Here is a 21,753-nt window from a genome sequence, read left to right as displayed (position 1 = left end):
TATGAAACAACTTATTCAACAAGTGCAAGAAAATGTAATACGGGCGAGAGACTTTTACAAAGAATTTCGTCTGTATGACTTTGCCAGTTATTCGATTAACTATTTGACGCCGAAAGATACATTTGAAAGGGATGAGCATCTTGCTTATGGATTAAAAGCGCGTCAACGTTTAGATCTTTATCGAAGTAAAAATGCAAAGCAGCAAAAACCACTGATTGTTTTTGTACATGGGGGATCATGGCAGCATGGCAACAAGCGTGATTATTTATTCATAGGTGAAACCTTTGCACGTGAAGGTTATGATGTGGCCGTGATTAATTATCATCTCGCACCTGAGCATATTTTCCCTGCTTTTATTGATGATATTGCACAAGCTATACATTATTTGAATCAGAATCAAAGCAAATTAAATATCTCTACGGAGAATTTGATTTTGATGGGGCATTCTGCTGGTGCATTTAATGTGATGTCTGTGGTTTATTCTGCACAAGCGAAGAACTTTAAATATAAAGATCAAATTAAAGCAATCATTGGATTAGCTGGACCTTATCATTTTGATTATAAAGGTGATCCGCTGGCTGAGCATGCTTTTGATTTGAATGTTTCCTATCAACAGGTTATGCCATATTACTTTATTGAGCCGAATCAAATTAAGCATTACTTGTTAATAGCGGAACAAGATCAATTGGTAGAGAGAAGAAATACGCTTGATTTGGATATTGCATTAAGACAAAAAGGTAACCATAGCCATATTGCTGTTATACCCAAGACAGGACATATTACAATTATTGCGACGCTTGCGAGTTTAATGAGTCATTATTTCAAGACCAAGAGGACGATCTTGCATTTCTTAGAAGAAGCATTAGATTCATAATGAGAAAGAAAAGCATCGATTAGGATGCTTTTCTTTTTTCGGTCATTTGCATAATCATGCTGTGAGCAATGCTCCCTTTGAATGGGATTTGTGGTAACTGATCAAATCTAAAAAATTGAGCATCACTGATCTCTTCAAGCTGTAATTGGATATCTCCAGATTCATATTCAGCATGAAAGGCAATCATTAAATTGCTAGGGAAGGGCCAAGGTTGGCTAGACATATAACGTATATTTTTAAGCTTTAAGCCAACTTCTTCCATTGTTTCACGTTGCACTGCTTCTTCTAAGGTTTCACCTACTTCTACAAAGCCTGCTATCAAACCATACATATTGCTTTTATTATGGGCTGATTTTGCAAGTAATACCTCGTTGCTACCGCGTGTAATAATGGTGATTATACAAGGTTGAACCCGTGGATATTGATGATACCCACAATCAGGGCAAATCATGGCATATTCTTTGTCATGGATTTCAGTCCGTTGTCCACAGTGACTACAGAACTTATGATTACGACGCCATTCAAGCAGTTGTACAGCGCGACTGGCCTGTAGGAAATCTGGTGTTGACCAAGTCTGAATCAAATCACGGATGGGTACAAGTTGAAAGCCATCGGGGATGATTTCGCCTTCTAAAAGATCGCGAGCGATCACATGATCATTTGGATGAATTGGAAGATCACTTGCTAACTTTTCAACTTTAGGTAGTTGAAAATTTTCATCGACTAACAGTTTTTGGTGTTGGAAAATATAAGCAAGTGATCGTTTAGACATTAGGCGGCTATCGTTTTTAATTGCTGACTATTTGATAATGCCACATCAAACATAGATTGCAATACGGGTTGTTTATTTCTTAAGTTATCAACTAATAAATCTAAGCCAGCGACAACATTGAGAATACAGTTGATTTGTTCAGAATCAAGGGTTTGATTTTGAGACAAACGAAGCTGAGCAAAGTCGGCGGCACCTAATAATGCGGTCTGTTGTGCTGCACTACCTAAGAATTGCGCTGCTCCTGACAGTTCTTTGAGATAGTCAGGTAAAGCCTCAATATTATGTGAGGTTGGATCCTGAGCATATAAACTGAGAGTTTGAGTCAGTGTGTCAATTAATGTTTTTGTTTCCGTTAATAGGGCCTTATGAGCTTCATCTAAACGATCAAGTGAGATTTGAAGGTTATTCACACGGAGCTGTAAACGGCTAGAGGTATAATTACGCTCTAAAATTCCAATTGAATTCATTGAAGCTAAAATGCCATTCATTAATTGTTGAACCGAATTGGCATCAGTCAAGAAGTCAGAATGGCTTAGTTTTTCAGCTTGTTGTGTGATCTCTTTTGCTGCTTCATTTAAATTGAGTACTTTGAAAACATTGGCAAGTTGATTGAGCTTTTGCTGAATCTCTTGAGTTTTCTCTGTGGACATGTTTTGGTAGTTGTACTCAATTTCATTGCGAATTTGAGCCATTTCATCCGTCATTAACCGGCTAACAGTATGAATTGTCTCGTAGTCTGGACCATATAAATGGCGACTTAATACCTGAAGTTGAGTGTCACTCAATAATTCATCGCCGATATTGAGTTGATCACGGATATGGTGAGAGAGATTATTCTCTTGACTAATACAGATTGCTAAAATATCTGCAAGATCTTTTAGTTCATGTTGGAAAGTTGAAGGTTGGGCTAAGAACTTAGCAATGTTGGTTTCAATTTGAATAAAAGTACGTAGTCGCGCTTCAGTAATTGTAACTTCATCAATTAAATTTAAAGCGACGTTAACCAGTTGCCAATATTGTTGACTTGGATGATTTGTTGATAACCCTGCAACGTAAACCCCAACAAGTTTCATGCCCTGTAAATCAAGTGGTGTCTCAGTCTGTTTGATCAGTTTATGTATACATAACTTGTAAAGTTGATGAATATATTGAGATTTTTCAAGTACTGGCGCTTGTGGAAGATTAAAACTTGGGGTCAATAAGTTAAGTAAAGGCTGAATAGTCTGACCTTCTTTGGTTATAGGTTTTCCTAATGCCAGTTCTAAGCGATTGAGCGTATCAAGTAAAAACTGTGGAACTTTGACTTCTCTTAAGCAAATGAACTCAATATAGCGTTTTAGCATGGTCGTACCTTCACTCAATGCAACTACGTCATTGGTGTTGATCTGCTGTGGATGAGCCATGATCTTACGCATAAGTTCGCTTGAGTACTGCGTAATTTGTGATAGATGTGGCATATCGATTAGCGCAAGAACCTGAGTACATTGTTCAAGTTGACTGAGTGCATCATCAATTCCGAAGGGTAATGCTTGTTCTTCGGCAAGGGTATTGACCGCTGTTTCTACCAATTTAATCGAATTGTCGATTTCATTTTTTATTATTAATAATGCCGTTGGGTCGAAATGAATCGAGGTTTGGTAAGACATATGACCTACACCTTTCCTGAGTTGTTATATCCATGGACCTCCTTTTGGGAGGTCTAAATCATTTACAGTTAATATAACTTAACTTTGAATGCTTGAAATACAAAAAGCGACATTGATTTAAAAAATTATTTTGCGAAAAGGCATGGTTCGCCATGTTTTTCTTCAAATTGTTTGACCCAAGTCTCATGTTCACTCAACTCATGTTCAGAAGGGCGAATCACAGCTAAGTCAATTTGAATACGCTGACGTGTTGTTTTCTTTTGATCTTTTTCCTCTTGAGAGAGTGAATCCATGTCAAAAGAAACTTGTCCTCCTGTCATTGCAAGATAGACATCGGCCAAGATCTCAGCATCGAGTAATGCACCGTGGAAGGTACGGTCTCTAGCAGGGATTTCATAACGTCTTACAAGTGCATCTAAGGAGTTTTTTTGGCCCGGATGTTTATTTTTTGCAAGTGCTAAAGTATCTGTGACTTCGCACACTTCTGAAAGTAAGGGTAAACCGACACGTTTGAACTCCATATCTAAGAAGTTCATATCGAATGTTGCATTATGTGCGATGATTTCTGCACCTTTTAGATAGGCGAACAGAGTATCTGCTATTTCAGCATATTTGGGTTTATCTTGTAGAAACTCATCAGTGATACCGTGCACATCAACCGAGTCTCCTACAGGTTTTTCTGGATTAATATAGATATGGATTGAACTTCCCGTAAGTTTACGGTTGATCATTTCAATTGCACCGACTTCAATGATTCGGTCGCCATCTTGATAATAGAAACCAGTGGTTTCCGTATCAAGGATCAGTTGTCGTGGCCCTTGTAAGTTGAATTTAGCTTCAGTAACCACAATGTGGGGATGTTGAGTAGTTTCGATTGATTCTGACGTTTGAACTGAACTCTCTATTTCTGTTTCTACCACTGGAGTTTCTAACTCCTTTTCAACATCTAATTCATCGATCATTTCATCTGTATCAAGGTCTAAGCCCAAAGGATCATTTAAAAGCCAATCGGCTTCAGGCTTTTTTATATCAGCGTTAGCCTGTATTGATGCTTTGAGGTGTTGAGCAGTTTGTTCTGCACCTAAGTTTGCGAGTTGATCCGCCATTTCATTACCAGCATGCCCAGCATGGCCTTTGATCCAATTCCATTCAATATTACGATTGGCACAAACGGCATCAAGTTTTTTCCAAAGTTCTGGGTTTTTAACATCTTTCCAGTTTTTCTTTTTCCAGCCATGAATCCATTCTGTAATTCCTTGTTTTACATAGTTAGAATCAGTCCAAATAATCAGATGCGCATCGATTGGGCAAAAAGAAATACCTTCAATTGCAGCTTGTAGCTCCATACGATTGTTCGTTGTTTCTGCTTCACCACCGCAGAGCTTGTGTTCTCCTTGTTCTGTAATGATATATGCCCCCCAACCACCTAAGCCTGGATTGCCTTTACATGCGCCATCAACATAAAGAGTGATTGTTTGTGACATATTTGAACCTGAACAATATATGAGTAAAAAAACTTGATCTGTTTTGCAACAAAGCTAGCAAAAATAGATTAAGAGAATATTAGCATTCCCTCGAATATCATGCATTGTAAAGCTAAAATCAGATGTTGTGAGTTACAAAACTCATGTTTTTTAATTTCTTGTAACATTTCCATGCAAATCACGTTAAATTATTGCCTTGTCTATGTAGCAGGCTTTACTACAATGGCAATCAAAGTAATAAACTAGCGTAAGTTGACTGGAAGATTTTATGTCTAAATCGAGCACATTGGTGTCGCGTACATCTGCAACATCATTATTCAAAATCACTGTACTCACTTCTGCTTTGACTGCGCTGGGAATTACAACGGGCTGTTCTTCAACGCCACATTCTTCAAAAACTTCGTCTTCAAAGCAACTTGGTTCGGGCTATTTGGATGCAAGTAGTTTAGATTCACTTGAAGATTTACTTTCTGCAACAGACATGCGTGCAGTGGAAGGTGATCGCTTATTGGTTTTGAAACATGGTGATGTATGGAAACGTATGACCGTTGGTTTCAAGATGGATTTGAATCGCTGGGATTCTCGTATTGAAGCACAACGTGGTTGGTTTATTTCTCGTCAGCCATACTTGGATCGATTGAGTGCGCGTGCCAGTCGCTATTTGTACCATACAGTGAAAGAAGCTGAACGTCGTGGCATGCCAACTGAATTAGCTTTATTACCTGTAATTGAAAGCTCATATGACCCAGCAGCAACAAGTAGTGCTGCTGCGGCTGGTTTGTGGCAGTTTATCCCAAGTACGGGACGTATTTATGGTTTGCAGCAAACGAGTCTTTATGATGGTCGCCGTGATGTGGTGGAATCTACACGGGCTGCTTATGAATTCCTAGGAAGTTTATACAATCAGTTTGGTTCTTGGGAGTTAGCTTTAGCTGCTTATAATGCGGGTCCTGGTCGTGTACAACAAGCGATTAATCGAAATCGTGCTGCAGGTCTGCCGACTGATTATTGGTCATTAAAATTACCACAAGAAACCATGAACTATGTGCCACGCTTCTTGGCAGTTGCACAAATTATTAAAAATCCAAGTGCGTACGGGGTGTCATTGCCTCCAATTGCAAATCGTCCACATTTTCGCGAGGTGTCATTATCTGGACCTATGGCATTGAGTGAAATTTCTACAATCACGGGTCTAAGTCGTGCTGAGTTATATGCATTGAATCCTGCACATCGTGGTGAAGTGATGGACCCAACGAGCCCGATGCGTATTTTGATTCCAGCAGATTTAAGTCCATCTATTGATGCTCGACTTCGTTCAAATAAATCATCAGGTGGTTTCTGGGCGAGTAAAACGCCACCACCAGCGATGAATACTTCATCCAATACAAGTACAACAGTTCGTACAACGACAAGTACGACTTCACCATCAAACACTGGTGCAGTAAAAACAACACCAACGATGACGGCAAGTAGTACGCCTACTCGCCCAAGTTCAACAACGACGAATACCCGAATCTCTACACCGAAAGGATCTGATGCATTAGCCTCATTTGCTGCTTCAGCTGATGTTCCAAGTGCACCTCGTATTCCAGTTGCAATTACACCAGCGGCAAATGTAAAACCAGTAAGCACTGAGCCACCGATTTCGAGCAAAGAGCGTGAGCAAATTTTAGCAACAATGAAAGCCGAAGGTGAGCAGAAGTCAGTTGCTAAAATTGCAGAACCACAAGCTACACAAGCTGAAAAAGATCAGGTGGTTGCTGAAATTAAGGCAATTGCTCCGAAAGGTACTGAAATTGTTGATCCATTTGATGGCAAAATTAAGTTGACAGCAATTCAAACTAGCCAGTCTGTTGCTGAAGAAAAAGGACAAGAGGTCAGTAAAGGTTTTGCTTACCCAAAAAATTTAGTTGAAGATAAAGTTACTGCGAATAGTGAGGATGCAAAGCGCAATCAAGGCAAGCCTTATATTAGTACCGATACAGAAGTGGTTGTCGTTGCGCCAAAAGGTAAGCGTAGTACTTATGTAGTACAACCAGGTGATACGTTGGCTGTTATCGCGCAGAAAAATAGTGTGAACTGGCGTGATATTGCGAAGTGGAATCAAATTGATCCTGCGGGGACTTTGTTTGTTGGTACGAGCTTATATTTATATGATGCAAAGCCTCAAGCTGAAACGGCAAAGGTGAATGAAACTAAACCAGAAAGTTATGTGGTACAGTCTGGTGATAGTCTCACTAGCTTAGCAAGCCGTTTTGATTTAACAGTTAAACAATTGGCGGACTATAATAATTTATCTATTACGGATGGATTGTTGGTCGGTCAACGATTAACCTTAAAAGAACCAAAGAATAATCCACGCACATCACAGCAAACTGCTCGTGCAACTGAAGCAAAAGCTGCGACCTCACAAAAAGTTGCGACTAAATCATATACGGTTAAACGTGGTGAGTATTTGAAACTCATAGCAGATCGTTATGCGTTGTCAAATCAAGAACTGGCAGATTTGACTGAAGGATTATCTGCAACAAGTAGTTTAATGGTTGGACAACGAATCAATGTACCATTACAAGAAGTGGGGCAGGCTGAGGAAACAACCAATACAAAGAATACGGTAAAGCATGAAAATGTCACTGCATCAACCAGTTATAAGACTGAAAGTTATACGGTGCAGCGTGGTGATACCTTGTCGAGTATTGCCACTAAATCAAAGATCACACTAAATGAGCTGGCTGAATTAAACAATTTAAAAACCAATAGTGGTGTTCGTCTTGGACAAAGTTTGAAGATTCCTGCTGGTTCAACTGTGCCAGATCAGTATGTCGTACAGTCAGGGGATAGTCTGAATGCGATTGCCAGCCGATATAATTTACAAGTAAGTTACTTGGCTGACTTGAATGGTTTGAAACCGAATTCTGGTGTACGTATTGGACAGCGTCTAAAACTAACTGGCGAAGTTGCAAGTATTGAAACACCAGCATCTGTGGAACCAACTAGAAATAGTACTATTACCACAAGCAATCGTAATACAAATACTGAGCAATACACGGTGAAAGCAGGTGAGTCTTTAAATAGTATTGCGAGCCGTTTGGGTATGACAGGTCGTGAACTTGCTGATTTAAACCAGTTACGTGCAAATACAGGTTTACAGCGTGGTCAAACTATCTTGATTCCAAAAACAGTGACTGAATATCGTGTTAAACGTGGTGATACTTTAATTGGGTTGGCAAGTCGTTATGGTATGCAAACCAATGCATTAGCAGAAATGAATGACTTGGCTCCAAATACGCAGTTACGTATTGGGGATGTGATTAAAGTTCCAAATCTGTAAGGATATATATGCACTTGTCTCATGGAAGAGCACAAACTCTCATCCTTTTATTTGGTCTAGGGCTGGGTAGCCAATTTAGTTTGGCTGCTCAACAAACGACGCCTTTTTTGGCTGTACATGCAACACCTCAGTACACTCATTTAAAAGTGATGCCTTATGCAGATGCTAACGCATCTAAAGGTGGAATATTAAGCCAATCAAGTAATGGAACATTTGATAATCTGAATAGTATGAATGGTAAAGGTAGCTCAACTGCTGGAGTCAATTATCTATTTGATACTTTAATGGATCATTCTTTAGATGAGCCGAATGTCATGTATCCATTGCTGGCAGAAAAGGCAACCTACGATCCGCATAAGCCTAAATTTGTTATTTTCTATCTGAATCCTAAGGCTCGGTTTAGTAATGGTGATGTACTGACCGCTGAAGATGTTAAATTTACTTTTGATGCCTATCAGCAAAAAGCCAATCCTGGACTAAAGATGTATTTGTCTGATTTGGAAAAGACAGAAGTTTTATCTAAGCATCAAGTCAAATTTACCTTTCGATCTGATGATAATGCAGAAATGCCGCTCATCGTGGCAAGTTTACCGATTTACTCTAAAAAAGACTGGCAGAATAAAGATTTTACCCGTGTAACGATGCAACCAATTTTAGGGTCAGGTCCTTATTTGATTGATCGGATTGATGCTGGGCGGAGTATCACCTATAAACGAAATCCAAATTATTGGGGTAAAGACCTTCCTGTCAATCGTGGACGTTATAATTTTGATCGCCTTAGATATGTGTACTATCGTAATTTAGATGTAACCTTTGAAGGGTTTAAATCTGGACAGTTCACACTGCATGAAGAGAATACGTCTCGTCGCTGGGTAACCGAATATAAATTTCCTGCTGTCCAAGCGGGACTTATCAAAAAATATAATGCAAATTTAGCCAAGCCCCTAGATTTTCAGAGCTTTGTATTTAATACAAGGCGAAAACCATTAGATGATATCTATTTGCGTAAAGCTTTGAGTTATGCTTACGATTTTGAGTGGCAAAATAAGGCTTTGTTTTATGGTCAATACCAACGCTTACAGAGTTATTTTGCAAATAGTGAATTAGCCGCAGTTGGACGACCATCATCCGCTGAACTTTCTGTCATTGATCCTTATTTATCAAAATTAAACCCATTGATGCAAAAGGGTTTTTTGGCTGATTGGAAATTTCCTGCATCAGATGCTAGTGGTTTCAATCGGAAGAATTTATTATCAGCTCGCCAAATCCTACACGATGCGGGGTATTCGGTTCGCAATGGTCGTTTACTTGATCGTCAGGGTAAACCCATTGAAATAGAACTGCTAATTCATCAAGATGGTTTACAACGTACTTTGATGCCTTTTGTTCGAAATTTGAAGCGTTTAGGTATAACGGTAAATATTCGGCATGTTGATGTGCCTCAGTATATAGAAAGAATGCGCCGTGGTGATTTTGATATGACCACGATGCGTTTGCCGCAAACCATTACACCAGGCAAAGAACAAGCTCAGTTTTGGGGGAGTAAGGCTGCGGACGAAGAAGGGAATTATAATTTTGCAGGCATTAAAAATCCTGCCATTGATCAAGTGATTCAAAAAATTATTGCCGCTGAAAGTCGAGAGCAGGTCGTTTTACATACACGGGTATTGGATCGCTTATTACGGGCTGGTTATTATCATATTCCAACTTATGGTAAGCCTGAAATATGGTTGGCATATTGGGATATGTACCAACAACCGAAGCAAAAACCAAAATTATCTGTTGGTTTAGATTATTGGTGGGTAGACGCTGAAAAAGCGAAGAAAGTAGATCAATATTTACGTAGGAAATAATCAGTCTGGACAATAAGGATAAGATTGATGAGAACATATATATTAAAACGGCTATTACTGATTATTCCAACTTTGTTTTTTATTTTGTTGATTAATTTTGCAGTGATCCAAATTGCACCCGGTGGACCTGTTGAACAAGCAATTCAACAGGCACAAAGTTTTCAAGGCGTTGGTTTATCTGGAGGGGAAACTGCACAACAAAGTTCTCAGACACAATATCAAGGTGCGCGTGGCTTAAGTGCAGAAATGGTTGAGCAGATTAAAGCTCAGTATGGTTTTGATAAGTCTGCACCAGAACGCTTTTGGTTGATGCTTAAGGGCTATCTTTCTTTTGATTTTGGGACAAGTTTCTTTAAAGATAAACCTGTTACTCAATTGCTCTATGAAAAAATGCCCGTGACGATTTCGTTGGGTTTATGGAGTACGCTGTTAATTTATCTAGTGTCTATACCTCTTGGCATACGCAAGGCCAAACAGCATGGCTTAATCTTTGATAAATCGACCTCGTTGTTATTGGCAGTGGGTTATGCTGTTCCATCTTTTGTCTTTGCGGTATTGCTCATTGTATTCTTTGCGGGTGGGAGTTATTTTCAATGGTTCCCGCTACAAGGGCTGGTATCTGAAAACTTCGCTCAACTGAGCATGCTCGATAAAATTAAAGATTACTTCTGGCACATGAGCTTGCCGCTATTGAGTATCGTATTGGGTGGATTCGCAGGTTTAACCTACCTTACAAAATATTCCTTTATGGAAGAATTAAATAAGCAATACGTACTGGCAGCACGTTCAAAAGGGTTAACTGAAAATCGTGTGTTATATGGGCATGTATTCCGTAATGCCATGCTGATTGTGATTGCAGGATTGCCTGAAGCATTGGTTGGAATATTCTTCGTGGGTAATTTATTTATCGAGATTATTTTTAACTTGGATGGGCTTGGTCTATTGGGGTTTGAGGCTATTGTCCAGCGTGATTATCCTGTGATTTTTGGTACTTTATTTCTGTTTACCTTGCTTGGTTTAATTTTACGTTTGATCAGTGATGTGTTGTATCAGGTGATTGATCCTCGGATTAACTTTGATTCGCGAGGAGTAAAATAATGTCACCAGTGATGAAAACCCGTTTAGCACGTTTTAAAAAAAATAAATTAGGTTTCCGATGTTTTATTCTTTTTACCATTATTTTTATATTATCTCTGGCCGCAGAGTTTATTGCCAATGACAAGCCGTTATTGGTGAAATATCAAGATAGCTTTTATTTCCCTGTTTTCAAAGACTATCCAGAAACGACTTATGGTGGTGTGTTTGAGACTGCAACGGATTATCAAGACCCTGCTGTACGTGAGTTAATCTCTGCACATGGCTGGATGATTTCACCGATTGTTCCATTTTCATATCAGACCCCAAATTTGGAATTAACCGTTCCTGTGCCTTCTAAACCCACAGCACAAAACTGGTTGGGTACGGATGATCAAGGGCGCGATGTGTTGGCGCGAGTGCTGTATGGTTTGAGGGTGTCGTTGTTATTTGGTTTTGCTTTGACAATCTGTGCTGCAGTTTTAGGCATTATTGTGGGAGCGGTTCAGGGCTATTATGGTGGTTGGGTTGACTTGCTTGGACAGCGTATTCTGGAGGTGTGGGGTGGATTGCCAATGTTATTTATGGTGATGATCCTGGTGAGTATGTTTACACCCAATGTATATTGGCTGTTTCTGATTATGCTGTTATTCGGCTGGACAGCTTTGGTTGGGTTGGTTCGTGCAGAGTTTTTACGCGCGCGAAATTTTGATTATGTGCGTGCTGCTCGAGCATTGGGCGTTAGGGATCGTACAATTATTTTTCGACATATTTTACCGAATGCCATGAGTTCAAGTTTGTCGCAATTACCATTTATGTTGACGGCAAATATTACGGCATTAACTGCACTGGATTTTTTAGGTTATGGTTTGCCACCAGATGCAGCTTCACTTGGTGAGTTATTACTACAAGGGAAAAATAATTTAAATGCACCTTGGTTGGCATTGTCGGGCTTTTTTACACTCGCAATTGTGTTGTCATTATTGATTTATATTGGGGAGGCAACACGTGATGCATTCGATCCAAGACAATGATTTAAAAAAAGATCATGTACTCAATGTTAAACAATTAACTGTTACGACAGAGGCTGGCCAAGTTTTAGTTGATCAATTGAGTTTCGATTTAGCTGTGGGTGAAACAGTCGCAATCGTTGGTGAGAGTGGTTCAGGGAAATCAGTTAGCAGTTTGGCCTTGCTCGGATTGTTACCGAGCCATTTAAATATTCAGGGTCAAGCATATCTGAACGATCAGGACTTATTGGCTTTAGATTCAATCGCATTACGTCAAATTCGTGGGCAAAAAATTGCCATGATTTTCCAAGAGCCGATGACTGCCTTAAATCCTTTACATCGTGTTGAGAAAATTATTGGTGAAACATTACTGTTACAGGGTTGGCCAAAAACAAAAGTAAGAGAAAAGGTCATTGCCTTATTAAATGATGTGGGTATACCCGAACCTGAACAAAAATTACGTCGTTATCCCCATGAGTTGTCTGGTGGGCAAAGACAGCGCGTGATGATTGCAATGGCATTGGCACTTGAGCCAGACATTCTGATCGCAGATGAGCCAACAACAGCACTGGATGTAACTTTACAAACACAGATCTTAAACTTGCTTAAACAGTTACAGCAACAACGTAATATGGCGATGATTCTGATCAGCCACGACTTGAATCTTGTTAAGCGCTATGCAGATCATGTCATTGTCATGAATAAGGGAAAAGTAGAAGAGCAGGGTGCGATCACGGAAATTTTTACCCGACCACAAGCGAGTTATACACAACATTTATTGGATCATGATTTTGGCCAAGCTATCCCATATGTAGAGGGACAGGTTATTCTTCAATTAGAACAATTAGCGGTGAGATTTCCGATTAAACAAGGGCTGCTGAATCGAGTAAAAGATTATTTTACGGCAGTTGAGCCATTGAGTTTGAGATTGGAGCAAGGAGAATCTCTAGGCGTCGTAGGAGAAAGTGGATCTGGGAAATCGACTTTAGCCTTAGCAATTACCCGTTTGATTGAAAGTGATGGGCAAATTGTTTTCTTGGGGCAGGACTTGAATCAATTGAATGAAAAAAGATTGCGCCCTTTGCGAGCAGATTTTCAGATTGTGTTTCAAGATCCATTTAGCAGTTTGAACCCACGTATGACGATCGGGCAGATTATTGGTGAAGGATTAGCACTGAAAGTATTGGATCAAGCACTGGTAGATCAACAGATTGAAAAGACGTTGGAAAAAGTGGAATTGCCGATAGACTTTAAAAGTCGATATCCGCATGAGCTTTCTGGTGGGCAACGGCAACGCGTTGCTTTGGCACGCGCTCTAGTTTTACAGCCGAAATTGATGATCTTGGATGAGCCGACTTCAGCATTGGATCGCACAACACAGCGGGCGATTGTAAAGTTGTTGAGACGACTGCAACAACAAGAGCAAATTAGTTATATTTTTATCAGTCATGACTTACAAGTCATCAAAGCGATTTGCCAAAAGGTGATGGTGCTAAGACACGCAAAACTTTTGGAATATCAAACTACTGAGCTACTTTTTTCACAACCTCAAACTGAATATACCCGTCAGTTGATTGCCGCAAGTCAGTACTAGTCTTGTAATTAAATTGACATATGGTATTGTCAAATTATAGGAAGGTTATTTGACCACATGAATAATTAGATGAAGTTAGGGTATAAGCCCTAATTAGGATAGCAGAGGATGACCATGAGTCAGATCGCAGACAGTATTAAGATTCGTAATACGACATTTAAAAATCGCATCATCAAAGGGGCGATGAGTGAAGCATTAGCCAACCATGATGGACAGCCGAATGAGTTGCATATTGGTTTGTATGAGGCATGGGCGAAAGGTGGTTTGGGTTGTGCGATTACGGGCAATGTCATGGTCAACATTGCTGCAAAGAATGAACCTGGTGTTGTTGCTATTGAAACCGAACGCGATTTGGGTAAATTACAGCAATGGGCTGCGGTAGGTAAAAAATACGGTATGGTGCAATTGATCCAATTGTCACATCCAGGTCGTCAATGTCCTAAGGGATTAAATAAAGAAACTGTTGCACCCTCAGCTGTTCCTTTTAGTCCAATGTTAGCCACAATGTTTGGTACGCCTCGTGAACTCAGACATGATGAAATCTTAGATATTATTCAACGCTTTGCAACAGCTGCTGCAATCTGTGAGAAAGCTGGTTTTGAAGGCGTGCAGTTACATGGTGCTCATGGTTATTTGATCAGTCAATTTTTATCACCGTTAACCAACAAGCGTACTGATGAGTGGGGCGGTTCTATCGAGAATCGTATGCGTTTCTTGTTAGAAATTTATAAAGCTGTCCGCACAGCGACATCTGATGATTTTATTATTTCTGTAAAACTAAACTCTGCTGATTTCCAGCGTGGAGGAATCACCGAAGAAGATGTGATCAATGTATTTAAGTCTATTGATGCCGCTGGCATTGATATCATTGAAATTTCAGGTGGTACTTATGAAGCGCCAGCGATGGCAGGTGCGAAAGCAGAGAAACGAAAAGCAAGCACGATTGCACGTGAAGCTTATTTCTTGGAGTTTGCTGAGAAAATACGTCAGCACGTGTCTTGTAAGTTGATGGTTACTGGTGGTTTCCGCACTGTAGAAGGGATGAATGCTGCACTTGAAAGCGGTGCATGTGACTTTATTGGTATTGCTCGTCCACTGGCAGTTGAAACAGATTTAACTGATCGTTTGATCGCAGGGCATGACGTGCGCTACGCCGTAAATCAAATTAAAACGGGTATTCCTTTTGTCGATAAAATGGCAATTATGGAAATCATTTGGTATGCAGCACAATTTAAAACAATTGGGCAAGGGAAAAAGCCAAATCCTAAATTATCGCCATTATTGGTATTCTTGAATTATGCGAAAGGGAATATCAAAGCGGTGGTCAAAGGACGCGTGAATTCTCGTAAATCAGCATAACATCTAGGACTCTTCGGAGTCCTTTTTAATTTTTTATAAATAAAAAAGCCACTTTCGGTATGATGCAGTGGCTTTTTTGAATTTGGCGTCCCTACGGGGATTCGAACCCCGGTTACCGCCGTGAAAGGGCGATGTCCTAGGCCTCTAGACGATAGGGACTTCTTGAGGTGGGTGTATATTAGGGTTCTGTCACCAAACTGTCAAGAAGGTGAGGAGACAGTTTGTTCAAAATATAGCAAAACAGTTCAGCCGTCTTTTGAGTATCGTACAGAGCAGAGTGTGCTTCTTTACCATCAAACTCAATACCCGCTTGAATACATGCTCTTGCTAGAACTGTTTGGCCAAACATGACCGCACTCAGTGTCACCGTATCAAAGACTGAAAAGCTATGAAATGGATTTTGATTTTTAGTGCCAGAACGCGCAATCGCGGCTTGTAGGAAACCAAGATCAAAATGAGCATTATGACCAACCAAGACAGCATGTGTGCAATGTTGTGCTTTACGTACTTCATTGAGTGATTTGAATATACGACGTAGTGCAGTACGTTCATCTTCTGCCATTGCAACGCGCATAGGGTTGAATGGGTCAATACCAATGAAGTCGAGCGAACGACGGTCTAGATTAGCCCCTTCAAAAGGGTTGATATGTGCTTGAAATGAGGGGCCTGGTATAAATTGTCCTTGCTCATCATAGATAATCGGAATACAGGCAATTTCAAGCAGGGCATCGGTTTGGCAGTTAAAACCTGCTGTTTCAACATCAACAACAACAGGTAAAAAACCACGAAAACGCTGACCAATTAAGGGAGCTTTGTTCTCTTCTGTCACACTTTTCTCCATTGCAGTGTTTTACCTGCATGAAGTGGAATGATTTTTTGATCATCAAGATAGTCAAAAGATTCAGCAACAGTATGTTCTTCTTTCACTAAAGTGATCGTTGAGGTATTCCGTGGCAAACCATAGAAGTCAGCACCGAATATGCTGGCAAAGCCTTCTAGACGCTCTAGTTTTCCAACTTGATCAAATGCTTGTGCATAAAGTTCAATCGCATTTGGCGCGCTATAACAGCCTGCACATCCACATGCATTCTCTTTGGCATTTTGTGCGTGTGGTGCGCTATCTGTGCCTAAGAAGAACTTTGGATTGCCGCTCGTCGCGACTTCCAATAAAGTAGTTTGATGTGTTTGACGCTTTAAAATAGGTAAGCAATAAAAATGAGGTTTTACACCTCCAACCAACATATCATTTCGATTGAATAATAAATGTTGAGGAGTAATTGTTGCTGCAACATTACGATCTTGTTCAAGGACAAAGTTAGCCGCATCACTTGTTGTAATATGCTCTAATACGACTTTTAGTTTTGGAAACTGTTTAAGCAAGGGTGAAAGTACTTCATCTAAAAATCTTTTTTCACGATCGAAGATATCGACATGATTGTGAGTCACTTCACCATGTAATAGTAATGGGACTTGATGCTCCTCAAGTTGTTCAATAACAGCGTAAACTTTACGAATATCACTTACACCATTATCTGAGTTTGTTGTTGCTCCAGCAGGGTAAAGTTTGATGGCATTTACATGCTCAGAATCTTTGATTTTACGGACTTCATCAGGAGAGGTGTGATCGGTAAAATAAAGTACCATACGTGGATCAAAATCAAGCCCTTCAGGAATATGGGCAAGAATACGCTCACGATAAGCCAATGCTTCAGCAACGGTTTTAACTGGAGGAACTAGATTCGGCATACATATTGCGCGAGCAAACTGTTTTGCTAAATCGGGAACTGTACGTTTTAAAGCTAAACCATCACGCAAGTGTGCGTGCCAATCATCGGGTTGTAAAAGAGTAAGCGTATTCAAGGTGTACTTCAAACTTAAAAATAATACAAATAATAATGCATAAATTGTGAAAATGGTAACTACAATTACGGATAAGTGGTTAAGTAAAGTTCATGACAAAATGAGAATTTGTGTTATTTTTATCCGGCATCTGGATGCCAAATTATAAAAAGAGTAAAAAGGATGGAAAATCAATATGATCTTGAGCAGTTAAGGAGATCTAAAGAAGCACTTGAACAACTTGTTGCTCAACATTTTAAATCAAGACGGATACATCATGCTTTACCTACAAAGTTAGAAAATGACTTTTGGCGGTTTAATCTTGAGCGGACGCGTATTAATGCCATTCAATTTTTTGGTCAAGGCGTAATTACTTATGCAATTTTTGTATTACTAATTTTACCTTCTAACTATATCGTCATACAGGGGAGTGAGGACTTTGTTGCAGATTTTGTATATAGCATTCTAAGTTTAATTGTTGTTGGCTTAGCTTTATTTTTATTTTGGGCTTTTGCACGATTTAGAAAATTTAGTCAATTCTTTTATCCTGCAGCTTGCACGCTTGTTTTCTGTACGATTGTTTTTACTTCGATTTTGATGATGAGTGTATCCAATGTCGTACTTCAGAATCAGGCGATGGTTTTGATTGCATTTCTCTACATGTTGGGATTTATTCTAAGTGGTATCAAGCCACTGCACATGCTGTTTATTGGCGCTTGTGCAGCAATTGTTATTTTATTTTTTTTATATTTATTTAATGTGTCTTATGACTTGCTCATGATTGGTCGAACCTTTATTGGTAGCATCTTATTGGGTTTTTCCATTAGTGTTATGTTGACCTCTAAAGAGCGAAGAATTTTTTTAAAATCTAAAATTTCAGAAATTGATGAAAAAATTTTACGTTTACAAGCATCTGAACTTCTACATTTGAGTCAGCATGATGATTTAACAAATGTATCAAACCGTCGTACTTTTGAGGAAATGTGTACCTATTATTATGATCTAGCATGCCAAGAGCAGAAACCATTGGCTGTTCTATTTATTGATATTGATTATTTTAAAAACTATAACGATTTTTATGGGCATCAAATGGGAGACCATGCGATTTCTGAGATTGCCAAGACGATTAAAGGCTCAATTCGTCATATGGATTTTATTGCACGCTATGGTGGAGAGGAGTTTGTGGTACTTTTACCTGAAACACCTGCACAAGGTGCCTACGCTGTAGCAACAAATATTTATCGAGCCATTGAACGTTTGATGATCCCACATGAAAAGTCGTTGGTATCTAATCATGTAACTATTAGCTTAGGGATCACAGTGTTTAATGGTAATCCATCTATTAGCCAAGAATTGCTGATTGATACTGCTGATAAAGCTTTATATCGGGCAAAACAGTTGGGACGCAATCAGATCTATTACCAACCTTTGCCTAATCTCCAAGAACATTATCAGAATTAAAAAACCGAATATCAGGGATGATATTCGGTTTTAAGTTATTCAGAAGATTTAGATTATTCTAAAAATCTTACAGTTACACCAGCACGTACTTTATTACCAAGGTCATTTGCATCCCAGTTGGTAAGACGAATACAACCATGAGATGCATTTTTAGAAATCATTGATGGATTTGGAGTTCCGTGAATACCGAAAGACTTTTTGCTCAGGCCAATCCAAATGTTACCTACTGGACCATTTGGGCCAGGTGGAAGTGACAATGGCTTAAGGTTTTTACCTTGAACGAAGTTAGATGGTGAGTAGCTATACCATGGATTTTTAGCAACGCCTGTTACCTTGTAAGTACCTGTTGGAGAAGGCGTACTTGTACTGCCAATTGTTGCAGGAAACGAAGCGATCATTTGATTGCGACTGTTAAATAAATACAGTTGTTTTGCACCTTTGTGTGCAACGATTAAATGAATATCTTCAGGTAAATCATTACGGACATTGGCTACAACAATCTTTTCACCCACCTTGTTAAAGTTTGCTCTAGGATTAAGCTGTCTTAGGAAACGCTCATCCATATGGAACTTTTCACCTAACATTTCAGTTACGCGGGTGTAATACAATCCTTTCATTTTTGCTTGTAAGGCATAGTCTGTTGGAATTGATTCAGCATAAGGACCTTTGAGGTCCGCCTCAGTGATTGTATATTCAACATAAGCTGGCTTAGTTTGTTTTGCAACTAGAGCATCCCAAGTTTCCTTGGTGAGTTGTCCAGTAGGTGTTAAGCCATTCATTTGCTGGAAAGAAGCAATTGCTTTTAATGTGTTTTGACCATTTGAGCCATCAATTGCACCCGGTGAAGCATGTGCATTATTCAACATAACATGAGCACGCGCATAAACAGGTAACTGACGTCTAGGCATGTCTTCATACCACTCAGCTGAGTTAATTGCATCCATTGTCCATGATGCAGGAACTTCAGGTGCTTGAGACGGTGTTTTTGTTGCCGTTGTTGTTGTGTCCAGTGTGGCTTCGCGAGCAGGCGCAGCTGTTACTGGAGTTTCTGGTGTGTTTTCTATTTTTTGAGCAACATTGGCTGCTGGATTTGGGCTAAGTTGAGGTTCTGATGCGGCAGCAGAAGATACAGCGCTACTGCTTGATGCAGCATAATCAATTGCCAAAGGATCAATCGGATCTTGGACGGCAGAAATTTTTTGGGGTTTTAATGGTTGCTCAGTTGTTGGCGCAGCAAAAGCAACATTAGCAAGAATACAACTTAAACTCATAGCGAGTAATGAGCGAACAAACATGTAATTCAACCTTAAGAATTATTCATATTGGATATAAGACGTTGCAAGTATTACAGAAAATGATCAAGCTTGCAGTAGCAATTTTGTGACCAGACAATTTTTTCATCAGCATAATGGATCAAAGGTATCTGTAATTATATATCTTAGGTGATTTTTGTTATCATGCCTTTCACATGAAAGATTATAGAGATTGGTAATGACAACGTTGAAGAATGATCGTTTCTTACGAGCTTTGCTACGTGAACCTGTAGACACCACCCCAGTATGGATGATGCGTCAAGCAGGGCGTTATTTACCAGAATATCGAGACACTCGTGCAGAGGCAGGGGATTTTCTTTCTTTATGTAAAAATACGGATTTTGCTTGTGAAGTGACATTGCAGCCTTTACGTCGTTATGCACTTGATGCCGCAATTTTATTTTCAGATATTTTAACTGTGCCAGACGCGCTCGGTCTAGGATTGTACTTTGAAACCGGAGAAGGACCAAAGTTCCATAAAACAGTCCGTACCGAACAAGATGTCGCAAATCTACCTAAGTTAAATGCAAAATCTGATCTTGCTTATGTGATGGATGCAGTTTCAACAATTCGATCTGCTTTGAATGGACAAGTACCATTGATTGGTTTTTCAGGCAGTCCATGGACTTTGGCAACCTACATGATCGAAGGTGGATCGAGTAAAGAATTTCGTTTCACCAAGCAAATGATGTATGCACAACCTGAAGTGCTTCATGCCTTGCTTAATCATCTTGCGGACTCAGTCATTGATTATTTAAATGCACAAATTGATGCTGGTGCTCAGGCGATTCAAATCTTTGATAGTTGGGGTGGTGCACTTGCACATCGTGAGTATGCTGAGTTTTCATTGAATTATATGACCAAGATTATTGCTGGGTTACAGCGTGAAAAAGATGGACGTCGTATTCCAATTATCGTTTTCACCAAAGGTGGGGGACAATGGCTGGAAACTATGTTAACGACAGGTGCTGATGCTTTTGGTCTTGACTGGACAACACCGTTGTATATAGCTCGTGATGTTGTTGCTGGTCGTGCAGCCTTGCAAGGAAACTTAGATCCTGCGGTACTTTATGGCTCTGCTGCTACTATTGAAAAATCAGTTAAAGCGATGCTTGACGATGCATATCGAAATGGTGAAAAGACGGGTTATATCGCAAACCTAGGTCATGGAATTACGCAGTGGGTTGATCCTGCCCAACCAAAAATCTTTGTTGATACAGTACATGAATATAGTGCGAAATATTTGGGTTAAATGATTAAGGGCTGAAGCGTTAACAGATCCTAATTATTTTTGAAAGGTTTATTTTGTGCCGTTATTTTTAATCCCGCTCGATTTCATGACTAAGGCAGCTTCTGCTGCCTTATTTGGTATATTGCTTTTAATAGCCTTTGCGCTCACTGCTCCGATGGGAAGCCATGAATATCAAGGTTTTTTCCGTTATGATTACTTGCTATTTTATGCATTGATTATCCAAGTTTGTTTGATCTATTTAAAGTTGGAATCGTGGGCAGAGGCAAAAGTGATTGCTTTATTCCATATCCTTGCGATGGGAATGGAAATATTTCTTACACACCCTGCAATTGCTTCTTGGCAGTATCCACAACCCGCAGTATTTAAATTACTAACAGTGCCTTTATTTGCTGGCTTTATGTATTCAGCCGTGGGAAGTTTTTTTGCGCGCTCCTTACGACTTTATCAAGTTTCTTTCGAAAACTTACCCACTTTTAGCAATATGTTGTTACTGGCAGTGTTGTCTTATCTCAACTTTATGACAAAGTTTTTTATTCCAGATATTCGTATAGGATTGTTTATTTGGAGTGTGATGATTTTTTGGAAAACGAAAATATACTTTCAATTACAACAACACCGCTTCAAGGTTCCGATGCTGCCAATTTTATTATTGCTCGCGTTTATCATTTGGATTGCGGAAAATATCAGTACTTTTTATAAAATTTGGCTATATCCAAGTCAAGTCGATGCTTGGCATATGGTTGGATGGGGAAAGTTAGGCTCTTGGTATTTATTATTGCTATTGAGTTTAGTGCTTGTACTTAAAATATTAGGTGTTCGTGATCAAAATGGAACTTGGAAATTGTATTAATACATTTTTAGTTTTCGATAATGGATAATCTAGGTATTTGT

Annotated in this window: 16 protein-coding genes and 1 tRNA gene; 10 read left to right on the top strand and 7 right to left on the bottom strand. The window is 39.4% G+C overall.

The window, feature by feature from the left end:
- Nucleotide 1 precedes the first annotated feature (1 nt).
- Nucleotides 2–874, top strand: coding sequence for an alpha/beta hydrolase (locus F2A31_RS10130; protein ID WP_150026277.1), 873 nt, complete (start codon nt 2–4; stop codon nt 872–874).
- Between the two features lie 19 nt (nt 875–893).
- On the opposite strand, the gene nudC is transcribed toward F2A31_RS10130, so the two are convergent.
- The 3 genes from nudC to dnaQ form a co-directional block, all read right to left on the bottom strand.
- The gene (gene nudC, locus F2A31_RS10125; RefSeq protein WP_150026276.1) at nt 894–1,646 is read right to left on the bottom strand and encodes an NAD(+) diphosphatase; all 753 of its coding nucleotides are present in this window, start codon (nt 1,644–1,646) and stop codon (nt 894–896) included.
- Entirely contained in the window at nt 1,646–3,292 is a 1,647-nt protein-coding gene (locus tag F2A31_RS10120) for a chemotaxis protein (RefSeq protein WP_150026275.1), read from the bottom strand. Before F2A31_RS10120 ends, nudC begins: the two co-directional genes overlap by 1 nt.
- Before the next feature lie 125 nt (nt 3,293–3,417).
- Complete coding sequence (gene dnaQ, locus F2A31_RS10115) at nt 3,418–4,776, bottom strand: DNA polymerase III subunit epsilon (protein WP_150026274.1); 1,359 nt, start codon at nt 4,774–4,776, stop codon at nt 3,418–3,420.
- 268 nt (nt 4,777–5,044) lie between these two features.
- Between dnaQ and F2A31_RS10110 the strand changes: the two genes are divergently transcribed.
- The 6 genes from F2A31_RS10110 (at nt 5,045) to F2A31_RS10085 (ending at nt 14,997) form a co-directional block, all read left to right on the top strand.
- The gene (locus tag F2A31_RS10110) at nt 5,045–8,107 is read left to right on the top strand and encodes a lytic transglycosylase (RefSeq protein WP_150026273.1); all 3,063 of its coding nucleotides are present in this window, start codon (nt 5,045–5,047) and stop codon (nt 8,105–8,107) included.
- An 8-nt stretch (nt 8,108–8,115) separates the two neighbouring features.
- On the top strand, nt 8,116–9,960 hold the full coding sequence (locus F2A31_RS10105) for an extracellular solute-binding protein (RefSeq protein WP_150026272.1): 1,845 nt from the start codon (nt 8,116–8,118) through the stop codon (nt 9,958–9,960).
- Nucleotides 9,961–9,987: 27 nt separating this feature from the next.
- Complete coding sequence (locus F2A31_RS10100; RefSeq protein ID WP_005081982.1) at nt 9,988–11,058, top strand: microcin C ABC transporter permease YejB; 1,071 nt, start codon at nt 9,988–9,990, stop codon at nt 11,056–11,058.
- The gene (locus F2A31_RS10095) at nt 11,058–12,068 is read left to right on the top strand and encodes an ABC transporter permease (protein WP_150026271.1); all 1,011 of its coding nucleotides are present in this window, start codon (nt 11,058–11,060) and stop codon (nt 12,066–12,068) included. Before F2A31_RS10100 ends, F2A31_RS10095 begins: the two co-directional genes overlap by 1 nt.
- A complete protein-coding gene (locus tag F2A31_RS10090) occupies nt 12,046–13,638 on the top strand; it encodes an ABC transporter ATP-binding protein (protein ID WP_150027762.1) in 1,593 nt (530 codons plus the stop codon). The genes F2A31_RS10095 and F2A31_RS10090 overlap by 23 nt, the downstream gene beginning before the upstream one ends.
- Before the next feature lie 114 nt (nt 13,639–13,752).
- Entirely contained in the window at nt 13,753–14,997 is a 1,245-nt protein-coding gene (locus tag F2A31_RS10085) for an NADH:flavin oxidoreductase/NADH oxidase family protein (protein ID WP_150027760.1), read from the top strand.
- Nucleotides 14,998–15,080: 83 nt separating this feature from the next.
- Here the strand turns inward: F2A31_RS10085 and F2A31_RS10080 are convergent.
- From F2A31_RS10080 to pyrC, 3 genes are all read right to left on the bottom strand, one after another.
- Nucleotides 15,081–15,156: transfer RNA gene (locus F2A31_RS10080), tRNA-Glu, on the bottom strand.
- Nucleotides 15,157–15,175: 19 nt separating this feature from the next.
- Nucleotides 15,176–15,838 (bottom strand): ribonuclease T, encoded by a 663-nt coding sequence (gene rnt / locus F2A31_RS10075; RefSeq protein ID WP_150026270.1) that lies wholly within the window; start codon nt 15,836–15,838, stop codon nt 15,176–15,178.
- The gene (gene pyrC / locus F2A31_RS10070) at nt 15,823–16,857 is read right to left on the bottom strand and encodes a dihydroorotase (RefSeq protein ID WP_150026269.1); all 1,035 of its coding nucleotides are present in this window, start codon (nt 16,855–16,857) and stop codon (nt 15,823–15,825) included. Before pyrC ends, rnt begins: the two co-directional genes overlap by 16 nt.
- A 162-nt stretch (nt 16,858–17,019) precedes the next feature.
- Here pyrC and F2A31_RS10065 point away from each other — a divergent pair, with 162 nt between their 5' ends.
- A complete protein-coding gene (locus F2A31_RS10065; RefSeq protein ID WP_150026268.1) occupies nt 17,020–18,297 on the top strand; it encodes a diguanylate cyclase in 1,278 nt (425 codons plus the stop codon).
- Nucleotides 18,298–18,350: 53 nt separating this feature from the next.
- On the opposite strand, the gene F2A31_RS10060 is transcribed toward F2A31_RS10065, so the two are convergent.
- Complete coding sequence (locus F2A31_RS10060) at nt 18,351–19,592, bottom strand: L,D-transpeptidase family protein (protein WP_150026267.1); 1,242 nt, start codon at nt 19,590–19,592, stop codon at nt 18,351–18,353.
- Nucleotides 19,593–19,788: 196 nt separating this feature from the next.
- On the opposite strand from F2A31_RS10060, the gene hemE reads away from it, so the two are divergent.
- Complete coding sequence (gene hemE / locus F2A31_RS10055) at nt 19,789–20,862, top strand: uroporphyrinogen decarboxylase (RefSeq protein ID WP_150026266.1); 1,074 nt, start codon at nt 19,789–19,791, stop codon at nt 20,860–20,862.
- 85 nt (nt 20,863–20,947) lie between these two features.
- Nucleotides 20,948–21,712, top strand: a complete 765-nt coding sequence (locus F2A31_RS10050) for a DUF817 domain-containing protein (protein ID WP_171490660.1) — start codon at nt 20,948–20,950, stop codon at nt 21,710–21,712.
- The last annotated feature ends 41 nt before the right edge of the window (nt 21,713–21,753 follow it).

It is taken from the genome of Acinetobacter suaedae, assembly GCF_008630915.1.
Classification (GTDB): Bacteria; Pseudomonadota; Gammaproteobacteria; order Pseudomonadales; family Moraxellaceae; genus Acinetobacter; species Acinetobacter suaedae.
The sequence above is the reverse complement of the archived record's forward strand: the minus strand, read 5'-3'. Positions and strand labels throughout refer to the sequence as shown.